This is a genomic window from Sphaerisporangium aureirubrum (genome assembly GCF_042658925.1).
Lineage (GTDB): Bacteria > Actinomycetota > Actinomycetes > Streptosporangiales > Streptosporangiaceae > Sphaerisporangium > Sphaerisporangium aureirubrum.
Genome location: NZ_JBHSRF010000019.1, coordinates 60929 through 77874, shown reverse-complemented (window position 1 = coordinate 77874; position 16946 = coordinate 60929). Strand labels below are relative to the sequence as shown.

At 71.9% G+C, this 16946-nt stretch carries 17 protein-coding genes; 7 read left to right on the top strand and 10 right to left on the bottom strand.

The window, feature by feature from the left end:
- The first annotated feature begins 100 nt into the window (after positions 1 to 100).
- Genes ACFP1K_RS16080 through ACFP1K_RS16060 form a run of 5 tightly spaced genes read left to right on the top strand, consistent with a single transcriptional unit; the run spans position 101 to position 4750 of the window.
- Positions 101 to 1120: a glycosyltransferase family 2 protein gene (locus ACFP1K_RS16080; RefSeq protein WP_380753286.1), complete on the top strand. Its 1020-nt coding sequence runs from the start codon at positions 101 to 103 to the stop codon at positions 1118 to 1120.
- Positions 1117 to 1791, top strand: coding sequence for a class I SAM-dependent methyltransferase (locus tag ACFP1K_RS16075; RefSeq protein WP_380753283.1), 675 nt, complete (start codon positions 1117 to 1119; stop codon positions 1789 to 1791). The genes ACFP1K_RS16080 and ACFP1K_RS16075 overlap by 4 nt, the downstream gene beginning before the upstream one ends.
- A complete protein-coding gene (locus tag ACFP1K_RS16070) occupies positions 1788 to 2438 on the top strand; it encodes a class I SAM-dependent methyltransferase (RefSeq protein WP_380753280.1) in 651 nt (216 codons plus the stop codon). The genes ACFP1K_RS16075 and ACFP1K_RS16070 overlap by 4 nt, the downstream gene beginning before the upstream one ends.
- The gene (locus ACFP1K_RS16065; RefSeq protein WP_380753277.1) at positions 2435 to 3511 is read left to right on the top strand and encodes an endonuclease/exonuclease/phosphatase family protein; all 1077 of its coding nucleotides are present in this window, start codon (positions 2435 to 2437) and stop codon (positions 3509 to 3511) included. Before ACFP1K_RS16070 ends, ACFP1K_RS16065 begins: the two co-directional genes overlap by 4 nt.
- Positions 3512 to 3562: 51 nt before the next feature.
- Positions 3563 to 4750, top strand: coding sequence for a glycosyltransferase (locus tag ACFP1K_RS16060; protein ID WP_380753274.1), 1188 nt, complete (start codon positions 3563 to 3565; stop codon positions 4748 to 4750).
- Here the strand turns inward: ACFP1K_RS16060 and ACFP1K_RS16055 are convergent.
- Both ACFP1K_RS16055 and ACFP1K_RS16050 read right to left on the bottom strand, forming a co-directional pair.
- Entirely contained in the window at positions 4714 to 5424 is a 711-nt protein-coding gene (locus ACFP1K_RS16055; protein WP_380753271.1) for a response regulator, read from the bottom strand. The genes ACFP1K_RS16060 and ACFP1K_RS16055 overlap by 37 nt on opposite strands.
- A 16-nt stretch (positions 5425 to 5440) precedes the next feature.
- Entirely contained in the window at positions 5441 to 6502 is a 1062-nt protein-coding gene (locus ACFP1K_RS16050; protein ID WP_380753268.1) for a sensor histidine kinase, read from the bottom strand.
- Positions 6503 to 6992: 490 nt separating this feature from the next.
- On the opposite strand from ACFP1K_RS16050, the gene ACFP1K_RS16045 reads away from it, so the two are divergent.
- Positions 6993 to 7655, top strand: coding sequence for an LLM class flavin-dependent oxidoreductase (locus ACFP1K_RS16045; RefSeq protein ID WP_380753265.1), 663 nt, complete (start codon positions 6993 to 6995; stop codon positions 7653 to 7655).
- Between the two features lie 110 nt (positions 7656 to 7765).
- Here ACFP1K_RS16045 and ACFP1K_RS16040 read toward each other — a convergent pair whose 3' ends face one another.
- The 5 genes from ACFP1K_RS16040 to ACFP1K_RS16020 all read right to left on the bottom strand — a co-directional run bounded on the left by ACFP1K_RS16040 (position 7766) and on the right by ACFP1K_RS16020 (position 12187).
- Positions 7766 to 8650, bottom strand: a complete 885-nt coding sequence (locus ACFP1K_RS16040; protein WP_380753262.1) for a TauD/TfdA dioxygenase family protein — start codon at positions 8648 to 8650, stop codon at positions 7766 to 7768.
- 26 nt (positions 8651 to 8676) lie between these two features.
- Positions 8677 to 9483, bottom strand: a complete 807-nt coding sequence (locus tag ACFP1K_RS16035; RefSeq protein ID WP_380753260.1) for an ABC transporter ATP-binding protein — start codon at positions 9481 to 9483, stop codon at positions 8677 to 8679.
- Positions 9470 to 10528 carry a taurine ABC transporter substrate-binding protein gene (locus ACFP1K_RS16030; protein WP_380753257.1) on the bottom strand — a complete coding sequence of 353 codons (1059 nt, stop codon included), beginning with the start codon at positions 10526 to 10528 and terminating at the stop codon, positions 9470 to 9472. Before ACFP1K_RS16030 ends, ACFP1K_RS16035 begins: the two co-directional genes overlap by 14 nt.
- A 15-nt stretch (positions 10529 to 10543) precedes the next feature.
- On the bottom strand, positions 10544 to 11425 hold the full coding sequence (locus ACFP1K_RS16025; RefSeq protein ID WP_380753254.1) for an ABC transporter permease: 882 nt from the start codon (positions 11423 to 11425) through the stop codon (positions 10544 to 10546).
- A 120-nt stretch (positions 11426 to 11545) separates the two neighbouring features.
- The gene (locus ACFP1K_RS16020) at positions 11546 to 12187 is read right to left on the bottom strand and encodes a hypothetical protein (protein WP_380753250.1); all 642 of its coding nucleotides are present in this window, start codon (positions 12185 to 12187) and stop codon (positions 11546 to 11548) included.
- 188 nt (positions 12188 to 12375) lie between these two features.
- Here ACFP1K_RS16020 and ACFP1K_RS16015 point away from each other — a divergent pair, with 188 nt between their 5' ends.
- Entirely contained in the window at positions 12376 to 13140 is a 765-nt protein-coding gene (locus tag ACFP1K_RS16015) for an endonuclease/exonuclease/phosphatase family protein (protein ID WP_380753247.1), read from the top strand.
- 9 nt (positions 13141 to 13149) lie between these two features.
- Here ACFP1K_RS16015 and ACFP1K_RS16010 read toward each other — a convergent pair whose 3' ends face one another.
- From ACFP1K_RS16010 to ACFP1K_RS16000, 3 genes are all read right to left on the bottom strand, one after another.
- Positions 13150 to 14973: an ABC transporter ATP-binding protein gene (locus ACFP1K_RS16010; RefSeq protein ID WP_380753244.1), complete on the bottom strand. Its 1824-nt coding sequence runs from the start codon at positions 14971 to 14973 to the stop codon at positions 13150 to 13152.
- Between the two features lie 160 nt (positions 14974 to 15133).
- Entirely contained in the window at positions 15134 to 16222 is a 1089-nt protein-coding gene (locus ACFP1K_RS16005) for a Gfo/Idh/MocA family protein (RefSeq protein ID WP_380753241.1), read from the bottom strand.
- On the bottom strand, positions 16207 to 16911 hold the full coding sequence (locus ACFP1K_RS16000; protein ID WP_380753238.1) for a ThuA domain-containing protein: 705 nt from the start codon (positions 16909 to 16911) through the stop codon (positions 16207 to 16209). The genes ACFP1K_RS16005 and ACFP1K_RS16000 overlap by 16 nt, the downstream gene beginning before the upstream one ends.
- Positions 16912 to 16946 lie beyond the last annotated feature (35 nt).

Sequence of the window (16946 nt, the reverse complement as noted above, 5' to 3'; positions counted from 1 at the left end):
GCGGGCGTCCTGCACACCATCGATAGCCGGTCTGGATCACGCTGGGTAGTCCAGCTTCGCTCACCACGGGAATCGAGAGGGCGTGCCTAGCATGGCCGCCATGCGGCAGGAACTTACGGTTTCCGTGGTCATCCCTTGCTACAACGCGGCCCGCACGATCGGGAGCTGCCTCGCGGCGGTCCTCGCGCAGACGTACCCGATCCGCGAGGTGATCGTGGTCGACGACGCCGGCACCGACGAGTCGGGCGCGATCGCCGCCCGGACCCCCTGCACGGTGATGAGGCGGGCCCGCAACGGCGGGGTGTCGGCCGCCCGCAACACCGGGGTGCGGGCGAGCGGCGGCGACGTCGTCTTCTTCGTGGACGCGGACGTCGCGCTCGCCCCGGACGCGGTCGCGAACGCCGTGGCGATCCTCGGCCGCGATCCCGGCGTCGCGTGCGTGCACGGGTCCTACGATCTCGAGCCCCTGATCGACGACGGGCCCGTGGAGCACTACCAGCTCATCCACGCGGCCGCCTGGCGCGGACGGCTCCAGGGCGAGGTGCGCACGGCCGTCTTCGCCCTGGCCGCGATCCGCCGCGACGTCCTGCTGGAGACGGGCGGGTTCGACGAGAACCTGCGTGACTGCGAGGACGTGGAGTTCAGCGGACGGCTGCCCGCCCGGCACCGGATCGTCCTCACCGGCACGGTGACGGGACGCCACGACGACGAGGCCACGCTGACAGGGCTGCTGGCCGAGCAGTGGCGGCGATCGGTGCCCCTGGCCGGGATGGCGCTCGCCGCCAGGCGCCGCGGCGCCGCCGGCCTGGAGCGGGCCCACCCCCCGCTCGGCGTCGTGGCCGCCGGGATGGTGGTCGCCACGCTTCCTCTGGGCCTGCTCGGCGCACCCTGGCTCGCGGTGCCGGCCGCCTTCGCCGTGCTCTTCGGCTTCGCCGACCCCCGGCTCCCCGGCTTCGTGCGGCGTGCGCGCGGCCCGGCGTTCGTGCCGTACTTCATGGCCGTGCACTTCCTGGTGACCGTGGTCCTGGCGGCGGGGCTCGCGGTTGGCGTGGCGTCGGCGGTGCTGCGGGGCCAGACATGGAACATGACCGAGCGATCAGCGAGAGAGGTCGGCCGATGAGCGGCGTACTGTCCGGACCGTTGCGGTTGCTGCCGGAGTCGGCGCTGGTGCGGACCAGCGCCATCGATCATCCGGACTGGAACTACCGGCCGGTGCTGCGGCGGGTGCAGCGGATGCGTTTCCGCATGGCGGTGTCGTTGCTGGGCGGGGAGCGCTTCGGCACGATGATCGAGATCGGGTACGGCAGCGGCGTGTTCATGCCGGAGCTGGCGCGCCACTGCGACGATCTGCACGGCGTGGACACCCATCCGTACGCCGAGGAGGTCGCCGGGCGCCTGGCGGGCAACGGGGTGAAGGCGACGCTGACCACCGGCTCGGCCGAGGCGCTGCCCTACCCCGACGGCTTCGCGGACTGCGCGGTCGCCGTCAGCTCGCTGGAGTACGTCGGCGACATCGAGGCGGGGAGCCGGGAGATCCGCCGCGTCCTGCGGCCGGGCGGCGTCCTGATCGTCATCACCCCCGGCGCCACCCCCTTGTGGAACCTGGCCCTGCGCGTCGCGACCCGGGAGGGGCCGGGCCAGTACGGCGATCGTCGGGAGAGGCTCCAGCCCGCGCTGCGCCGGAACTTCGACCTCGCCGGAGAGGTGCGCGTGCCCGCCGCCGGCGGCCCCGCCGTGCGCCTGTACACGGGGCTGCGCCTGGTCGCGCCGTCGCTCGGAGCGGGCGCATGACCGGCACACGCCCGGCGTCGCTGCAGTTGCTGCCGGAGTCGGCGCTGGTGCGGACCAGCGCCATCGACCATCCGGACTGGAACTACCGGCCGGTGCTGCGGCGGGTGCAGCGGATGCGTTTCCGCATGGCGGTCTCGTTGCTGGGCGGGGAGCGCTTCGGCACGATGATCGAGATCGGGTACGGCAGCGGCGTGTTCATGCCGGAGCTGGCGCGCCACTGCGACGATCTGCACGGCGTGGACACCCATCCGTACGCCGAGGACGTCGCCGGGCGCCTGGCCGGCAACGGGGTGAAGGCCACGCTGACCACCGGCTCGGCCGAGGCGCTGCCCTACCCCGACGGCTTCGCCGGCTGCGCCGTCGCCGTCAGCACCCTCGAATGCGTCGGCGACATCGAGGCGGCGTGCCGCGAGATCCGCCGTGTCCTGCGGCCGGGTGGCGTCCTGGTCGTCGTCACCCCGGGCAGTTCGCCGCTGTGGGACCTGGCCCTGCGGTTGTCCACGGGTGAGGACGCGCGGCTCTACGGCGACCGGCGGCAGCGGCTCCAGCCCGCGCTGCGCCGGAACTTCGGCCTGGTCGAAGAGGTGCGCGTGCCCGCCGGACCCGTCCTGCGCCTGTACACCGGGCTGCGCCTGGAGTCCCCGTGACGTCCGCGGACCCGCGGTCGCCGCCGCGCGCCCGCTGGTGCCTCGGCACGCGGCTGGTGGTGGCCGCCACCGCGGCCTGGACCGTGTACGTGCTGGCCCACGCGCTGCTGCACGGCCGGTGGTGGCTGTGGATGGTGGCCGAGTTCGCGCCTCCGCTGATCATGGTGCTGGTGCCGCTGGCGCTGCTGGCGGTGGTCCCCCTGGCCCGGCCCGTGCGCCGCCCGCTGTCGGTGCTGCTGGCGGCCCTGCTCGTGCTGGGTGTGCCGATGTCGGGCCTGACCTTCGGCGTGCCCGAGGCGGGGGCGGCGGGCTCGGGAGCCCGGGTGACGTTCTTCACCTGGAACACCGACGTCTGGACGCAGGACAAGGACCCCGGCGAGTTCTTCGCCTTCCTGCGGAGCAAGCGGGCGGACGTCTACCTGCTGCAGGAGTACCTGTTCTGGGACGACGCCCGCGGGGGACCGCTCAAGGTGGACGACACCGCCCGCCTGCGGGCCGAGTTCCCCGGCTACCACGTCGTGGCCGAGGGCGAGCTGGTCACGCTGTCCCGGCTGCCGGTCGTGGCGACGTACCCGCGGGCCGTGCCCCAGGCCGGAACGGACTGGTACTGGCGGGGCAACAAGGCCCAGCGCGTCGACATCCGGGCGGGCGCGACGACCCTGACGGTCTACAACGTGCACCTGTTCGTGCCGTGGCGCCGGGGCACCAGCCCCCTGGGCGCGGAGTTCTACCGCTTCGCGGGCGAGCAGTACACGCTGCGGCAGCGCGAGTTGTCGGCGTTGCGCGCCGACACCGCGCGCAACCCGCTTCCGGCGGTGATCGCGGGAGACTTCAACTCCCCGTGGATGGGGCTGGACCGGATGGCCGGGCTCGGGCCGCGCTTCCGGCGCGCCGATCCCACGGCCGCGCTGTACCCCTCGTCCTGGCCGGCGACCGACTACCCGTTCCCCCGGGTGTGGCGCCTGGACTGGGTCTTCGCCGGTACCGGCGCCCGGGTGAGCGACTACCGCTTCGAACCCGCCGGTGCGCTCTCCGACCACCTCGGCCAGGCGTTCTCCGTGGCCGTGGGCTGAGCGCGGACACGGTCCCCCCGACACCGGCGGCCGCGCCGGAAGGAGTGCCTCATGAAGACGCCGATCCGTTTCGACATCACGGTGGCCCTGGACTACTACGCGCCGTACGTGAGCGGCCTGACCGAGTCGGCCCGGCTGATCGCCGAAGGGCTCGCCGGGCGGGGGAGGCGCGTCGCGGTCGCCTGCACCCGGCACGACCGCCGTCTGCCGGACCACGAGGTGATCGACGGCGTGCACGTCTTCCGCGCGCCGGTCGTGGGGCGGGTGCGCAAGGGTGTGCTCAGCCCCGGCCTCCCGCCGCTCGCCGCCCGACTGGCCGCCCGGTCGTCGCTGCTGCACCTGCACGTGCCGATGCCGGAGGCGGCCGTGGTGTGCTGGTGCGCCCGGCGGATCCCGGTGGTGACCACCTATCACATCGACGCCTTCCTCCCGCCCGGCAGGCTGAACTCCTTCGGGATGGGCTTCGCCGACGCGTCTGCCAGGGTGGCGCTGCGCCGTTCGGACCTGATCGTGGTGAACAGCGACGACCAGATGCGCGGCTCACGGCTGTGGCCGGTGCTGCGCACCCGGCCGGTGGAGCCGATCCCCGCGCCCTGCGAGGAGCGCGGGGGAGGGGCCCCCACCCTGCGGGAAGGGCCCGGCCTGCACGTGGGGTTCCTCGGCAGGATCGCCGACGAGAAGGGCATCGAGTACCTGATCAGGGCGTTCAGGACGCTCGACGACCCGGACGCACGGCTGCTGATCGGCGGCGACTACACGAACGTCGCCGGCGGCAGCAACATCGGCTTTTTGCGGCACGAGGCGGGAGACGACGGCCGCATCCGCTTCCTCGGGCTGTTGCGCGGGCAGGCGATCCGGGACTTCTACGCGTCGATCGACGTCTTCGCGCTCCCGTCGATCGCCGAGTCGTTCGGCATCGTCCAGGCGGAGGCGATGATGGCCGGGGTGCCGAGCGTCACCACCGACCTCCCCGGGGGACGCCATCCCGTCGTGACGACGGGATTCGGCCGTGTCGTCCCGCCCCGCGACCCGGCGGCCCTGCTCGGCGCCGTCCGCGAGCTCGCGCGGCTGCCCGCGCGCGAGCGGGAACGGGGGCGCGCGCGGGCCAGAGGGCTGTTCGGCGTCGAGGCGTGCGTCGACGCCTACGACAAGGCGTTCACGGGTGTCCTGCGCGACGCGGCAACCCCGCACGAGGGCCCGCGTCACCGCTGGGGCGTGCTTCGCGGCGGCGGCTCGTAGGACCTTCCGCTCCTGGGCCCCGCGACGTGGGACGTGGGACCGAGCAGCTTCGCCTCCGACGCCTTGCGCACCGCGTCGATCCGGGACGCGGCGTTCAGCTTGGCGTAGACGTTGGTGAGATGGCGTTTGACGGTGGCCGGGGTCACGCCGAGCCGTTCCGCGATCGCCGAGTTGCTCATGGCGCGGGCCACGAGGTGGAGGATCTCCCGCTCCCTGACCGTCAGCGGGACGGGCGCCGCCTCCTCGCCCCGCGCGACGAGCCCGCCGAGGGTCCGCCAGGACACCGAGAGCGGCACGGTCGCGGGATTGCTGCGGACCGATCGCATCGCGGCGACCAGGCCGTCCGACCGGACCGCCTTGGTGAGGTAGGCGGCGGCGCCGCAGTCAAGGAGCTCACGCATGACCACCGCGTCGTCGTGCATGGTGAGCACGACGGCGGAGGTCTCCGGGCACGCGTCGCGCAGGTGCCGGATCACGGCCGCGGCGCCGGGACCCGGCATCTCGACGTCGAGCAGCAGCACGTCCGGCCGGGTCTCCAGGGTCACCGCGATCGCGCGCTCTCCCGTCGCCGCCTCACCCACCACCTCCAACCCGTCGTGGCAGGCGAGGACCTCCGTCATCCCCTCCAGGAACAGCGCGTGATCGTCGGCCAGCACGACCCTGATGGGCGTCACGAGTGCTCCCGCGGCGTCACTGCTCGTCCTTCTCCGGGGACTCCCCGTGCCGCGGCGGCGTCAGCGGGACCTCCAGGGTGACCATGGTGCCGCCGCCGGCGACGCTGAGCACGGTCAGCGTCCCCCGCAGCGCGTCCGCTCGCTCACGCATGGCGGTGAGGCCGCCGGTCCGTGCCATGGCCGCCGGATCGAACCCGGCCCCGTCGTCGGAGACCGTGGCGCGCACCTCCCTCGCCGTCACCTCGACGTCCAGCGTCACCCTGCCGGGGTCGGAGTGGCGCAGCGCGTTCCTGATCGCCTCGCGCAGGATCAGGTACAGCTCCTCGTTGAGGCCGGGGGTGAGCCTCGTGGTGTCGCCGGAGAACGCGACGTGCGTGTGCACCGTCGAAGGCGCGCAGATGTCGAGGTAGGCGCGCAACGCGTACTCGAGATCCTCGCCCGGCATGGGCCGCCGCAGCTCCGTGGCGAGCTGCTGGGTCGTCACGAGCGCCTCGTCGAGCATCTCGACGGCCCTGACCAGCTTCGCGGCCGCCTGGTCGGGGTGCCGGCCCGCGTAGCGCTCGTACAGATCCAGATGCTGGAGCGCGAGGTAGACCCCGTGTCCCACCCGGTCGTGGAGCTCCCTCGCGACGCGCCTGCGCTCCTCCCTCAGCGACGCGCGGAGCCGCTCGAACCGCGCGCTCTCGGAGGAGAGCGCGGCGAGCCTGAGCTGCTCGGTCAGCACCTGGTGGAGCGCGACGCTCAGCTCGGTCATGTTCCACCGGGCCGTTATCGCCTCGCGCGACGCCAGGGCGCCGAGCGCGACCTCGTACAGCGCCGTCGTCGTCCATGAGCTCTCGCCGGGACGAGCCCTGTGGACGTCGTAGGCGCTCCGCGGCGCCTGCTCCCGCTCCTCGTCCGGATGCGCCCGCATGCGCTCCAGCACGCCGTCGACCACCTCGGTCATCCAGCGGGTGAGTGTCGGAGGGGTGGGTGAAGAGCTCTCCCCCTGCCGTCCTCGCAGCAGGTACGCCGAGGCTATGTCGTCCACCAGCGCCCTGGTCTCGCCGTAGCTCGTCCAATCCGCCTTCTTCGGCACGAGGTACCTCCCCGATCGTCGCATTTCGTGATTGCTCTGCTACTCGCGACGCACCGGCGGCGTCGCCACTCACGGGCTCCCCATCTTTCGGGAAAGCCACCTCGGCAGGCCGGCAAGAGACTGTCCGCTCTATTCCACAGCATGCGCGTTCAGGCCGTCAGACGGCCTTTCGGCCTCCGTCAATGCTTTTTATTACCGCATTTAATGGTGCCGCCGGCGGGCGGAAATCGCCCGTGCGCGGCGGGACGGCATACGACGGTCGACGATCCCCCCATCGACGACCTCGGCGGGGATCTCCCGCCGGGTTCGACCCCGCCGAACCGGCGTGTACACCGTGAAAGTTTCACCGGGCCGGCGCGCCGAGAACACACGGCGTCATTCCATTCGCGGAGCCGAAACGATGTCAATATGGATATCAGACGGATCCGGGATACCCGGGGTCCGATGTGGTGGCACAAGATCGGCAGATACCTCGTAAAGGAGCCCGGCAATGGAACTCGGCCTGCACGTCGCCGACTTCCTGCACACCCTGGTCACCGGCGTCGTCTACCGCGAGCCCGGCCTCGTCGCCAAGCAGGTCACGACCCTGGACGTCCTCTCCGGCGGCCGCGCGGGCCTCGGCATCGGCGCCGCCTGGAACGAGGACGGGTCCCGGGGCCTCGGCTTCCGCTTCCCGCCCCCCGCGGAACGCCTGGAGCGGCTGGAGGAGGCGATCCAGATCTGCCTGCAGATGTGGAGCGGCAGCGAAGCCCCCTACAAGGGCGAGCACTACCGCCTCGACCGCACCCTCAACTCCCCGCCCGCCGTCTCCCGTCCCCGCCCCTACCTCCTGATCGGCGGCGAGGGCGAACGCAGGACCCTGCGCCTGGTCGCCCGCTACGCCGACGCCTGCAACATCTTCGCCGGCCCCGACGCCGCCCGCAGGCTGGAGGTCCTCAGACGCCACTGCGACGACGCGAGGCGCGACTACGACCAGATCGAGAAGACGACGGTCATCGGAGTGGACCCGGCCACCACCAAGGACACACTCACCCGCCGCCTCCTGGACCTGCGCGCCCTGGGGTTCACCGTCGCCTACACCTACAGCCAGGGAATCCCGGACCCGGGCACGGTCGTCGACCTGCTCGCCTCGGTGCTCCCCGAGATCCGCTGACCCTCCCGCTCATTCTCCGTTTCGCACGCGATTGTCGCGGCGGCGATTTCGGCACCGGTGGCGAATTCAGTATTAGTAGGGCCGCCAGTAATGCTTGGACCCCATTTGCGCTACGCCGTGGCGGGACCTTCCGGGCCGAATGGACGGTCGCCGCGGAGCGTGATGCGGTGCATCACTCTGTGGGTGGTGCCGTAGTCGCGGTTGGCGTAGTGGGATGTGCTGCGGTTGTCCCACATGGCGACGTCTCCGAGGCGCCAGCGGTGGCGGATTATGTGTTCGGGCTTGGTCAGATGCGCGTAGAGCAGGTCGAGGACGGCGCGGCTTTCGGCGTCCGACACGCCCACTATGTGCGAGGTGAAGCCGGGGTTCACGAATATGCCTTTGCGGCCGGTCTCGGGGTGGACGCGGATGACCGGGTGCTCCACCGGGTCGAGGGCGGTGACGGTGCGGCCGTCCCAGACGTTGCCCTTGCCGCCGCGGCGCTGGGCCAGGTAGTAGCCGAACTCGCGGTTGCCGTCGTGGACGGCGGTCAGCTGGTCCGCCATTTCCCGGACGGGCCGCGACAGGGACTCGTAGGCGAGCTGGCCGTCGGCCCAGCTGGTGTCGCCGCCGGACTCCGGCAGGGTGACGGCGCGCAGGATGGAGCCGAGCGGCGGGCGGGGCATGAAGGTGACGTCGGTGTGCCACACGTCGGCGAAGCCGTTGTCGGCGCTGTCGATCGCGTAGATCTCCGGGTGCGCCTCGTCCACGCCGGCGACGACCGGGTGGGAGGGGGTCAGCTCGCCGAGGCGCCGGCCCAGGGCGACCTGGCTGTCCTCGTCGAGGCGCTGGTCCCGGAAGAACAGCACCTTGCGGTCCACGAGCGCGGCGCGGACGGCGGCCAGTTCGGCGTCGGTGACGCTCGCCAGGTCGAGGCCGAGGACCTCGGCGCCGAAGGCGGGGCCGAGCGGGTCGAGTGTCAGCGTGGCGGCCGGGTGTGCCGTCGTGACGGTCATGGCGTGATCCTCCGGGTTCTCTCGGGTCAGGTGGCGCGGACGGCGTGGCCGATCTCGGCGCGCAGCGCGGCGTACCGCGGATGGGCGCGCAGCTCGTCGGGTTCCAGCCCGGTCCTCGGCAGGTCGACGTCGACGTCCAGGGCGACGCGGCCGGGACGGGGGGTCAGCACGATGACGCGGCTGCCGAGGAACACCGCCTCGTCGATGCTGTGCGTGACGAAGACGGAGGTGCGGCCGGTCTCGGCGCTCATCCGGCGCAGGTCCTCCTGCAGCCGCTCGCGGGTGAGGGCGTCGAGCGCGGCGAACGGCTCGTCGAGCAGCAGCAGCGGATCGTCCCCGGCCAGCGCGCGGGCGATCGCGACCCGCTGCTGCTGGCCGCCGGAGATCTGCCAGACGCGCCGGCCGGCGACGTCGTGCAGTCCCACCCGGCGCAGCAGCTCCTCGGTCCTGCGGGGGCGTTCCGCCCGCGGCACCCCGGCGTAGCGCAACGCCAGCTCGACGTTCCCGCCGGCGGTCTTCCAGGGGAACAGCCGGGGCTGCTGGAAGACGACGCCGGCTCCCTTTCCCGGGACCGGGGCGGCGCCGGTGACGCGCACCGTTCCGGTGGTGGGCGGCTCGAAGCCGGCGATGAGCCGCAGCAGGGTGCTCTTGCCGCAGCCCGACGCCCCGACGATCACCAGGAAGGCGCCGTCCGCGACGGTCAGGGACAGCGGCCCGAGCGCGGCGACGGCGTCCGCGCCCCGGCCGTAGACGTGCTCCACCTCGCGCACCTCGACGGCGGCGGGCAGCCGCCGCTCCGGTGCGGCCGTTCCCGCGCTCTCAGGAGAGGGCATCGGGGAGTCCCTTGTTGTAGATGGCCTTGTTGACGGTCTCCAGGTCGGGCACGGCGTCGATCTTCTGCTGGGCTTTGAGGAACTCCGCGGCGCTGAGCAGGTTGCGCGCGAGGCCGCCCGGGGCGCCGGGGGTGCCCAGCCACTCGGGACCGGAGAGGTCGGCGGGCTTGAGGAAAACGCCCAGGTCGAGCTGCTGCCCGGCGTCGGCGGGGCTGATGTTCAGCTCCGCCCCGATCGCGGTCGCGGCGGCGGTCCGGTCGCTCGCGATCAGGTCGAGCGCCCTGGCCTCGGCCTTGCGCCAGGCGTCGACGGCGTCCGGGTGGGCCTGCGCGAAGGCGGTGGACACGACGCCGAGGTCCAGCGTGGGCTTGCCCGCGGTGGCGAGCTCGCGGCTGGTGATCAGCACCTTGCCGTTCTTCTTGAGGGTGTCCAGCACCGGCAGCCAGACGTAGGCGGCGTCGATGTCGCCGCGTGTCCAGGCCGCCAGGATGTCCTGCGGTTCCAGGTCGATGATCTTCACTTCCGACTCGGGCACCTTGGCCTGGTCCAGGGCGGCGAGCAGGCTGTAGTGCGAGGTGGAGGCGAACGGGCTGGCCACCTTCTTGCCGCGAAGGCCGGCGATCGTGGTGATGCCGCTGCCGTCCCGGGCGACCAGCGCCTCGTTGTCGCCGGCGACGTCCAGGACGAACGCCACCTGGTAGGGGATGTTGAGCGGAGCCGACAGCCCGCGGGCCACCGGGCTGGAGCCGATGGCGGCGATGTCGACGCTCTTGGCGACGAAGGCGGTGTTGATGTCGGCGCCGGAGTCGAACTTCGTCCAGGTGATGCGGTAGCCGGGGAGCGCCTCCTCCAGCCAGCGCTTGTTCTTGACGACGAGGTCGCCGCTGGGGAACGCCTGGTAGGCCAGGCGGATGGTCTTCCCGGTGGCCGGGGCGCCGCCGCCCACGCCTCCGGAGGCGGCGCCGTCGCCGCAGGCGGCCAGAAGGGACGCCGCCAGGGCGGCCGCGGCGAGGGGCAGCAGGCTGCGCAGTCGCTTAGTGATCATGGGGGGTGTTTCCTTTCAGGCGCGGCCACGCCACGGGATGAACCTGTGCTCCAGCAGGCGCAGGGCGCCGTCGATGAGCAGACCCGAGATGCCGATGGCGAGCAGCCCCAGCACCACGACGTCGGTCTGCAGGTAACGCTGGGCGTCGCGGACCATGCCGCCGATGCCGGGGACGCCGTTGATGGTCTCCGCCGCGACGACGGAGGAGTAGGCGATGCCCACGGCCAGCCGTACGCCGGTGAAGATCTCCGGCAGGGCGCTCGGCAGCACGACGTCCCCGATGACGTTCCACCGCGTCGCGCCGAGGGCCCGCGCGGCCTCCACCAGCCCCGCCGGGGCGGCGTACACGGCCGAGGCGGTGGCGACGGCGACCGGCGGGAGCGCGGCGATGGTGAGCAGCCACAACTTGGGGCTCTCGTCGATGCCGAACCAGATGACCAGCAGGCTGAAGTACGCCAGGGGCGGCAGGGCGCGGACGAAGGTCACCAACGGCTCGGTCACCACGCGGATCCACGGCACGGTGCCCATCACCACCCCGAGCACGAGCCCGGCCGCGACGCCGAGGACCGAGCCCACGAGGATGCGGCGCAGGCTGACCCCCAGATGCTCGACGAGCAGGTGGCCGCTGTACCCCCGGACACCGTCGTGCACGGTCGAGGTCTGCACGAGCTGGTCCCACACCGCGCGCGGCGAGGGAATGAACGAGGGGTTGCGCATCGCGGCCGCCACCACCTGCCACAACACCAGCAACACCAGCAGGGAGAGCACGCGCACACCGAACCGGCGCACCCAGCCGCGCCGGACGCTCCGCCCGGGTGCCCCCGGGCCGCGCCCCGCCGCGGGACCGGCCTCCGGGTCGGCGGCCGGATCGGGGCGGAGGGAGACGGGAGAGGTCACGGCCTCCTCCCGGGGCATGCCTGCATAAACACATATATTTCCTACCGTAAATACATGAATTATGCAACAGGCCCGCGTAAGGCCCGTTTCACGCCGTGCGCGGGGAAGAGGGAAGGGCGGCTAATCGCTTGGCGCGGAGTCCGGCCAGTACGGGAGCGACCGGCCCGCGGCGGACGCGATAGCCGCGCCGTCCAGGGCGGTGATGCTCAGGTCGATTCCGGCGGCGGGCCACTTTACGGCGAGCTCGAAGGTCTCCGGGGGTGGGGAGGGCCAGAGCCACAGGCCCATGGTGACGACGCCCGCGTCGTCGTCGCCGCTGCGCATGGAGACGCCGCCGAGCAGCAACGAGAGCCGCGGTGGCGGTGGCGGGTCCCGCTGGAGCCTCGTCAGGTCGAAACTCTGCCCGACGGTGGTGGCCTTGACGCCGCCGGCGAAGCGGACGCCGAATCGCAGGAGCTTGTCCGGCAGACGGTCGGCGCCCACCTCGCCGACCATGTGGGGGTACACCGACAGCTGGAGGGCCTGGAAGTCACCGGGGGACAGGGTGTGGCGCCGCAGGACGATGTCCACGTTCATCAGGCAGCCGTTGCCGAAGGCCTGGAGCGTCGGCAAGGTGACGGCGACGTCCGGGGTGCGGGCCAGCACCAGACCGCTGACCACCACGGCGCCCATCTCTTCCGCCGGGGGCGCGTACCAGGCCGGCAGTCCGGGCCTGGACGGGCGGGTCGTTTCTTCCTCTGCCGCCGGGGGCTCGAAGAACATGCCTTCACCCTACGGAGAAATCCCGTGGCCGCGCGGGGGCCGCCGGCCCGGCGGCCCGGCTCCGGTCTCGTACGGCCGGGATCATCTGGGTACGCTGTCGTCTAGATCGGTTTCGCCTGTCCGCGGCCCGGTGCCGTCTGGGCGGGGTTGAGACCGGCCGCTGCGATGTGCCGGCGTAAGGGGAACCAATGCGTCTCTTGCTGCCCGTCCCTCTCCTCGTCCTCATGCTGGTCGCGACCGCCTCGGTGGTGAGCGCCTCCTCCGCGAACGCCGCGCAGGAGTACCGCGTACTGCAGCTCAACCTGTGCCACGGCGGCGTCAACACCGCCTGCTACAACGGGGCCGCCACCCTCCAGGAGGCGCGCGACGTCATCAACGCGAGGCAGCCGCAGGTCGTCTCGCTCAACGAGATCTGCAGGAACGACCTGCCGCCACTGGCCACCGCCATGGGCAACGGCTTCGGCACGTTCGCACCGGCCCGCCGCCCCGACGGCACGCCCGTGCGCTGCACCAACGGCGACGAGTACGGCAACGGCCTGATCTTCCGCTCACCCACCGCGGGAACCGTCTTCTCCGGGGTGTACGCCACCCAGGACAGCGGGACCGAGAAACGGGTGTACGTGTGCGTGGAGTTCCCCGACCTGATCGGTTGCAGCACCCACCTGTCGACCACGGGGAACGTCGCCATGGCGCAGTGCAAGGCGGCCGTCGCGATGCTGCGCGACAGGGCGCTGGCCGGCAAGCCGACCGTGCTGGCCGGCGACTTCAACCTCCGGTACGCCCCGCTGTTCGGGCTCAACGTCCAGGACTGCAACGCGTCCCCCTTCTTCCGCAAGGGAGACGGCTCCGTCCAGCACGTCTTCACGGCCAACATGGGCTTCACCCGCACCGAGGTGATCGGCATGAGATACACCGACCACCCGGCCCTGCACATCGTCCTGACCCGGCCGTGACGGCGAGGATCAGCGGGTGACGGCGTCCGAGGTGTCCTCCTCGACCAGGAAGCCGCCGGACTGGTGGTGCCACAGGCGGGAGTAGGGGCCCTGGTTCTGGAGGAGTTCGTGGTGGGTGCCCTGTTCCACGATGCGGCCCCGGTCCAGGACCACGAGGCGGTCCATGCGGACGACGGTGCTCAGGCGGTGGGCGACCACCAGGGCGGTGCGGTCGCGCATCAGGGCCCACAGGGCTTCCTGGACGAGGATCTCGCTTTCGGAGTCGAGGGCGCTGGTGGCCTCGTCCAGCAGGAGGATGGGGGCGTCGCGCAGGATGGCGCGGGCGAGGGCGACGCGTTGCCGCTGGCCGCCGGAGAGTTTGACGCCGCGTTCGCCGACGAGGGTGTCGAAGCCGCGGGGGAGGGATTCGGCGAACTCGGTGACGTGGGCGGCGTGGGCCGCCTGGTGGATCTCGGCGTCGGTGGCGCCTGGCCGGGCGAAGGCGATGTTCTCGCGGAGTGTGCGGTGGAACATGGCGGGTTCCTGGGGGACGTACGCGATGAGGCCGCGCAGGTCGGCCTGGCGCAGGCGGGTGATGTCCTGGCCGCCGATCAGGATGCGGCCTTGGTCGATGTCCATGAGGCGGAGCAGCAGGCGGGTGAGGGTGGTCTTGCCGCCGCCGGAGCGGCCGACGAGGCCGATCTTGGTGCCGCTGGGGATGTTCAGGTCCAGGCCGTCGAACAGGGGCGGGTTGCCGGCGTGCGCGAACGCCACCCGCTCGAAACGGACGCCGGCGCCGGCGGGGCGCAGCGGCTGCGGATCGGCCGGGTCGAGCACACGCGGCGGCGTGAGCAGGAGCGCGGTGAACTGGGCCGACTCGGTGAGCACGCTCTCCATGCGGCGGTAGATCTGGTTGAAGTCGAACATGATGCTGATCGTGTTCGTGTAGTAGGTGAACGTCACCACGATCGCCTCGACGCCGAGGCCGCCGCGCAGCGCGACGGCGAGCAGCAGGCCCGCGGTGCTGGCGAGGACCGACAGCGGTGCGACGACGGTGTCCACCCGGAGGTTGCTGTAGTCCCAGGACCGCACGGTCAGCCTGCGCTGCTCGGCGAGGCGGATCCGGTGTTCCGCTTCCTCGCGGTCCTCGGCGGCGAAGGCGCGGACGGTCTCCATGTTGGCCAGCACGTCGGAGACGTGCCCGGACACCCGCACCTTCGCGGCCTCTCGCCGGTCCACCAGTTTCTGGCGGCGGCGGACGAGCGGGGCGACCAGGAAGCCGGTGACGGCGATGAGGCCCACCAGGACGACGACCAGCAGCGGGTGGTACTGCCACAGCACCACCGAGGCGAACGCGAGCGGCACCAGCTTGGCCATGATCGAGAACGTCAGCGTGTCGGTGAAGTCCTCGAACCCGTTGGAGAAGTTCAGCACGCGTTTGGTCAGTGAACCGGCGAAGTTGTCGTGGAAGAACGCGGCGTCCTTGGCCAGCAGCTCGTTCATGCCCGTCGCGCCGAGCCGCTCGATGCCCCGGGCCTCCGTGCGGTTCAGGAAGTGCAGGCCCAGCCGCCACAGCGCCTCACCCGCGAGCAGCAGCGCGCCGAAGCCGAGCACGTACGGCAGGAGCACGTCGACGGTGCCGCTCCCGCCACCGGCCAGATGCCCCACGATCCGGCCCACCACCAGCGGCGCGAGGTAGAACAGGCAGATGTTCCCGAGCGCGGGAAGGGTCAGCGCGGGCACGGCGACCCGCCACTGCTCCCGCAGCATCCCGTTGTAGTACCGCAGCGCCAGCATGACGGCCGACCTGCGGGCGGGCGGTTCGTCTTCGGAGAAATCGAGTGATTCGCTCACAGCCCCCCCGCCCTTCGAACACTCATGGCCAATGGCCATGGTGACGCAGGGTGGGCGGCGGTAGCGAACGGTTTTCGCCGGGCCGGGCGCGGCGGGTGGCCGCGCGCGGGGCAGGTCGTGGCCGCGAACCACGCCGCGACCTGCCCCGGCGCGGGACGCCTCACCCCAACGGGATCAGTGCCACGGGCTCGGGCCGTTCACATGTGCTCGTGACGGTCACCGCCGTCCCGGAGTGCGCCGAGGACAGCAGTGACTCCATGACGTCGAGCACGTGGTACGCCAGCGCTCCGCCCGCGCGGGGCTCCCGGCCCGCCGGCGTCGCGGCGAAGTCGGCCAGGCCCACCCCGCGCCCGGCCTCGGTGTAGCCGGCCCCGGCGGGGATGGTCTCCCAGTCCTCCCCGGTCACCCTCTTCAGCAGGACGGGGCCGTCGAAGTGGTTGGGGTCCGGGACGGCGAGCGAGCCTCGTTCGCCGTGCACCTCGATGTTGGGCGCACGGGTGGCCGCCCCGTCGAAGCTCATCACGAGGGTGGACATCGCCCCCGACGCGTGGACGAGCACGCCCGTGACGTGCGTGTCCACGGACACCGGGATCTCCTCGCCGCCGCGGGGGCCCGAGCCGATGGTCCGCTTGGCGCGTGTACGGCTGGCGGCGCCGACGACCGTCGTCACCGGGCCGAGCAGGGTGACCAGGCTGGTGATGTAGTAGGGGCCCATGTCCAGGAGCGGGCCGCCGCCGGGGGCGTAGTAGAAGTCGGGGTTCGGGTGCCAGCGTTCGTGGCCGGGCGTCATCATGATCGCGGTCGCCGAGATCGGCCTGCCGATCAGGCCGTCGTCGATCGCCTTGCGCGCGGTCTGCGTGCCGGTGCCGAGCACGGTGTCCGGCGCGCAGCCCACCCGCACCCCGGCGGCGGCGGCCGCGCGCAGCACCCGCGCGGCGTCCTCGCCGGTCGCGGCGAGGGGCTTCTCGCTGAAGACGTCCTTGCCGGCCGCGACGGCCAGCAACGCGATCTCGGCGTGCGCGGCGGGGATGGTGAGGTTCAGCACGACGTCGACGCGCGGGTCGGCCATGAGTTCCGCCACGCTCAGCACGTCGACCTCCGCGTGCGACCGCACCGCCTCCCTCGCGCGTCCGAGGTCCTGGTCGGCCACGGCGACGAGCCGCAGTCCCGGCAGCCGGTCGATGGTCTGGAGGTACTGGGCGAAGATGACCCCGCACCCGACGACACCGATGTTCACCGGCTGGCCCACAGCATTCCCCTCTCGATGATGGTGCGCACGTTGTCGTCGCGCAGGACGTCGAGACTGTGCCCCGGGGTCGCGACGAAGATCTTTCCGCTGCCCCATTCGCGGGTCCAGACCGCCGGTGAGGTGACCTCCCTGTGCCAGGGGTCCCACGGGCGGATCTTCTGCGTGCTGGTGGCCAGCACGTCGACGTACTCGTCGCTCAGCACCCAGTACTGCTCGGTGACCAGGTCGAAGTCCGCGATGCCCGCGGTGATGGGGTGGGTGGCCGCCGCGGGCAGCATGGTGACGGTGTACGGGACGAAGTTGTCGGCCTGCGAGCCGTCCCGCTCGGCCGGGTCCTTGCCGGGGTGGCAGGCGAACTGCCCGCCGATGAGGTGCAGGTAGTCGGAGGAGTTGCGGAAGGAGTCGGCGATGCCGCCGTGCCAGCCGGCCATCCCCGTCCCGGCCCGGATCGCGGCCTCCAGCCCCTGGAGCTCCTCCGGCTTGATCGTGCCCATGGTGTAGCACTGCACGACGAGGTCGACCCCGGACATGAACGCCGCGTCCGCGTACGGCGCCGGCGAGTCCGCCCTGTGCACCTCGAATCCGTGCTCCTCAAGGAAGGGGATGAAGAGCTCGGTGGCCTCCACCGGGACGTGGCCTTCCCAGCCCCCCCGGATCACCAGAGCTCTGCGGCCGTGATCGACTGTCATGCTTTCACCTATCGCTAAAGGGCAAACGACTCCAA

Coding starts and splice junctions, on each gene's coding strand:
- ACFP1K_RS16080 (WP_380753286.1), top strand. CDS start 101: ATGCGGCAGGAACTTACGGTTTCCGTGGTCATCCCTTGCTACAACGCG.
- ACFP1K_RS16075 (WP_380753283.1), top strand. CDS start 1,117: ATGAGCGGCGTACTGTCCGGACCGTTGCGGTTGCTGCCGGAGTCGGCG.
- ACFP1K_RS16070 (WP_380753280.1), top strand. CDS start 1,788: ATGACCGGCACACGCCCGGCGTCGCTGCAGTTGCTGCCGGAGTCGGCG.
- ACFP1K_RS16060 (WP_380753274.1), top strand. CDS start 3,563: ATGAAGACGCCGATCCGTTTCGACATCACGGTGGCCCTGGACTACTAC.
- ACFP1K_RS16045 (WP_380753265.1), top strand. CDS start 6,993: ATGGAACTCGGCCTGCACGTCGCCGACTTCCTGCACACCCTGGTCACC.
- ACFP1K_RS16040 (WP_380753262.1), bottom strand. CDS start 8,650: ATGACCGTCACGACGGCACACCCGGCCGCCACGCTGACACTCGACCCG.
- ACFP1K_RS16035 (WP_380753260.1), bottom strand. CDS start 9,483: ATGCCCTCTCCTGAGAGCGCGGGAACGGCCGCACCGGAGCGGCGGCTG.
- ACFP1K_RS16030 (WP_380753257.1), bottom strand. CDS start 10,528: ATGATCACTAAGCGACTGCGCAGCCTGCTGCCCCTCGCCGCGGCCGCC.
- ACFP1K_RS16020 (WP_380753250.1), bottom strand. CDS start 12,187: ATGTTCTTCGAGCCCCCGGCGGCAGAGGAAGAAACGACCCGCCCGTCC.
- ACFP1K_RS16015 (WP_380753247.1), top strand. CDS start 12,376: ATGCGTCTCTTGCTGCCCGTCCCTCTCCTCGTCCTCATGCTGGTCGCG.
- ACFP1K_RS16000 (WP_380753238.1), bottom strand. CDS start 16,911: ATGACAGTCGATCACGGCCGCAGAGCTCTGGTGATCCGGGGGGGCTGG.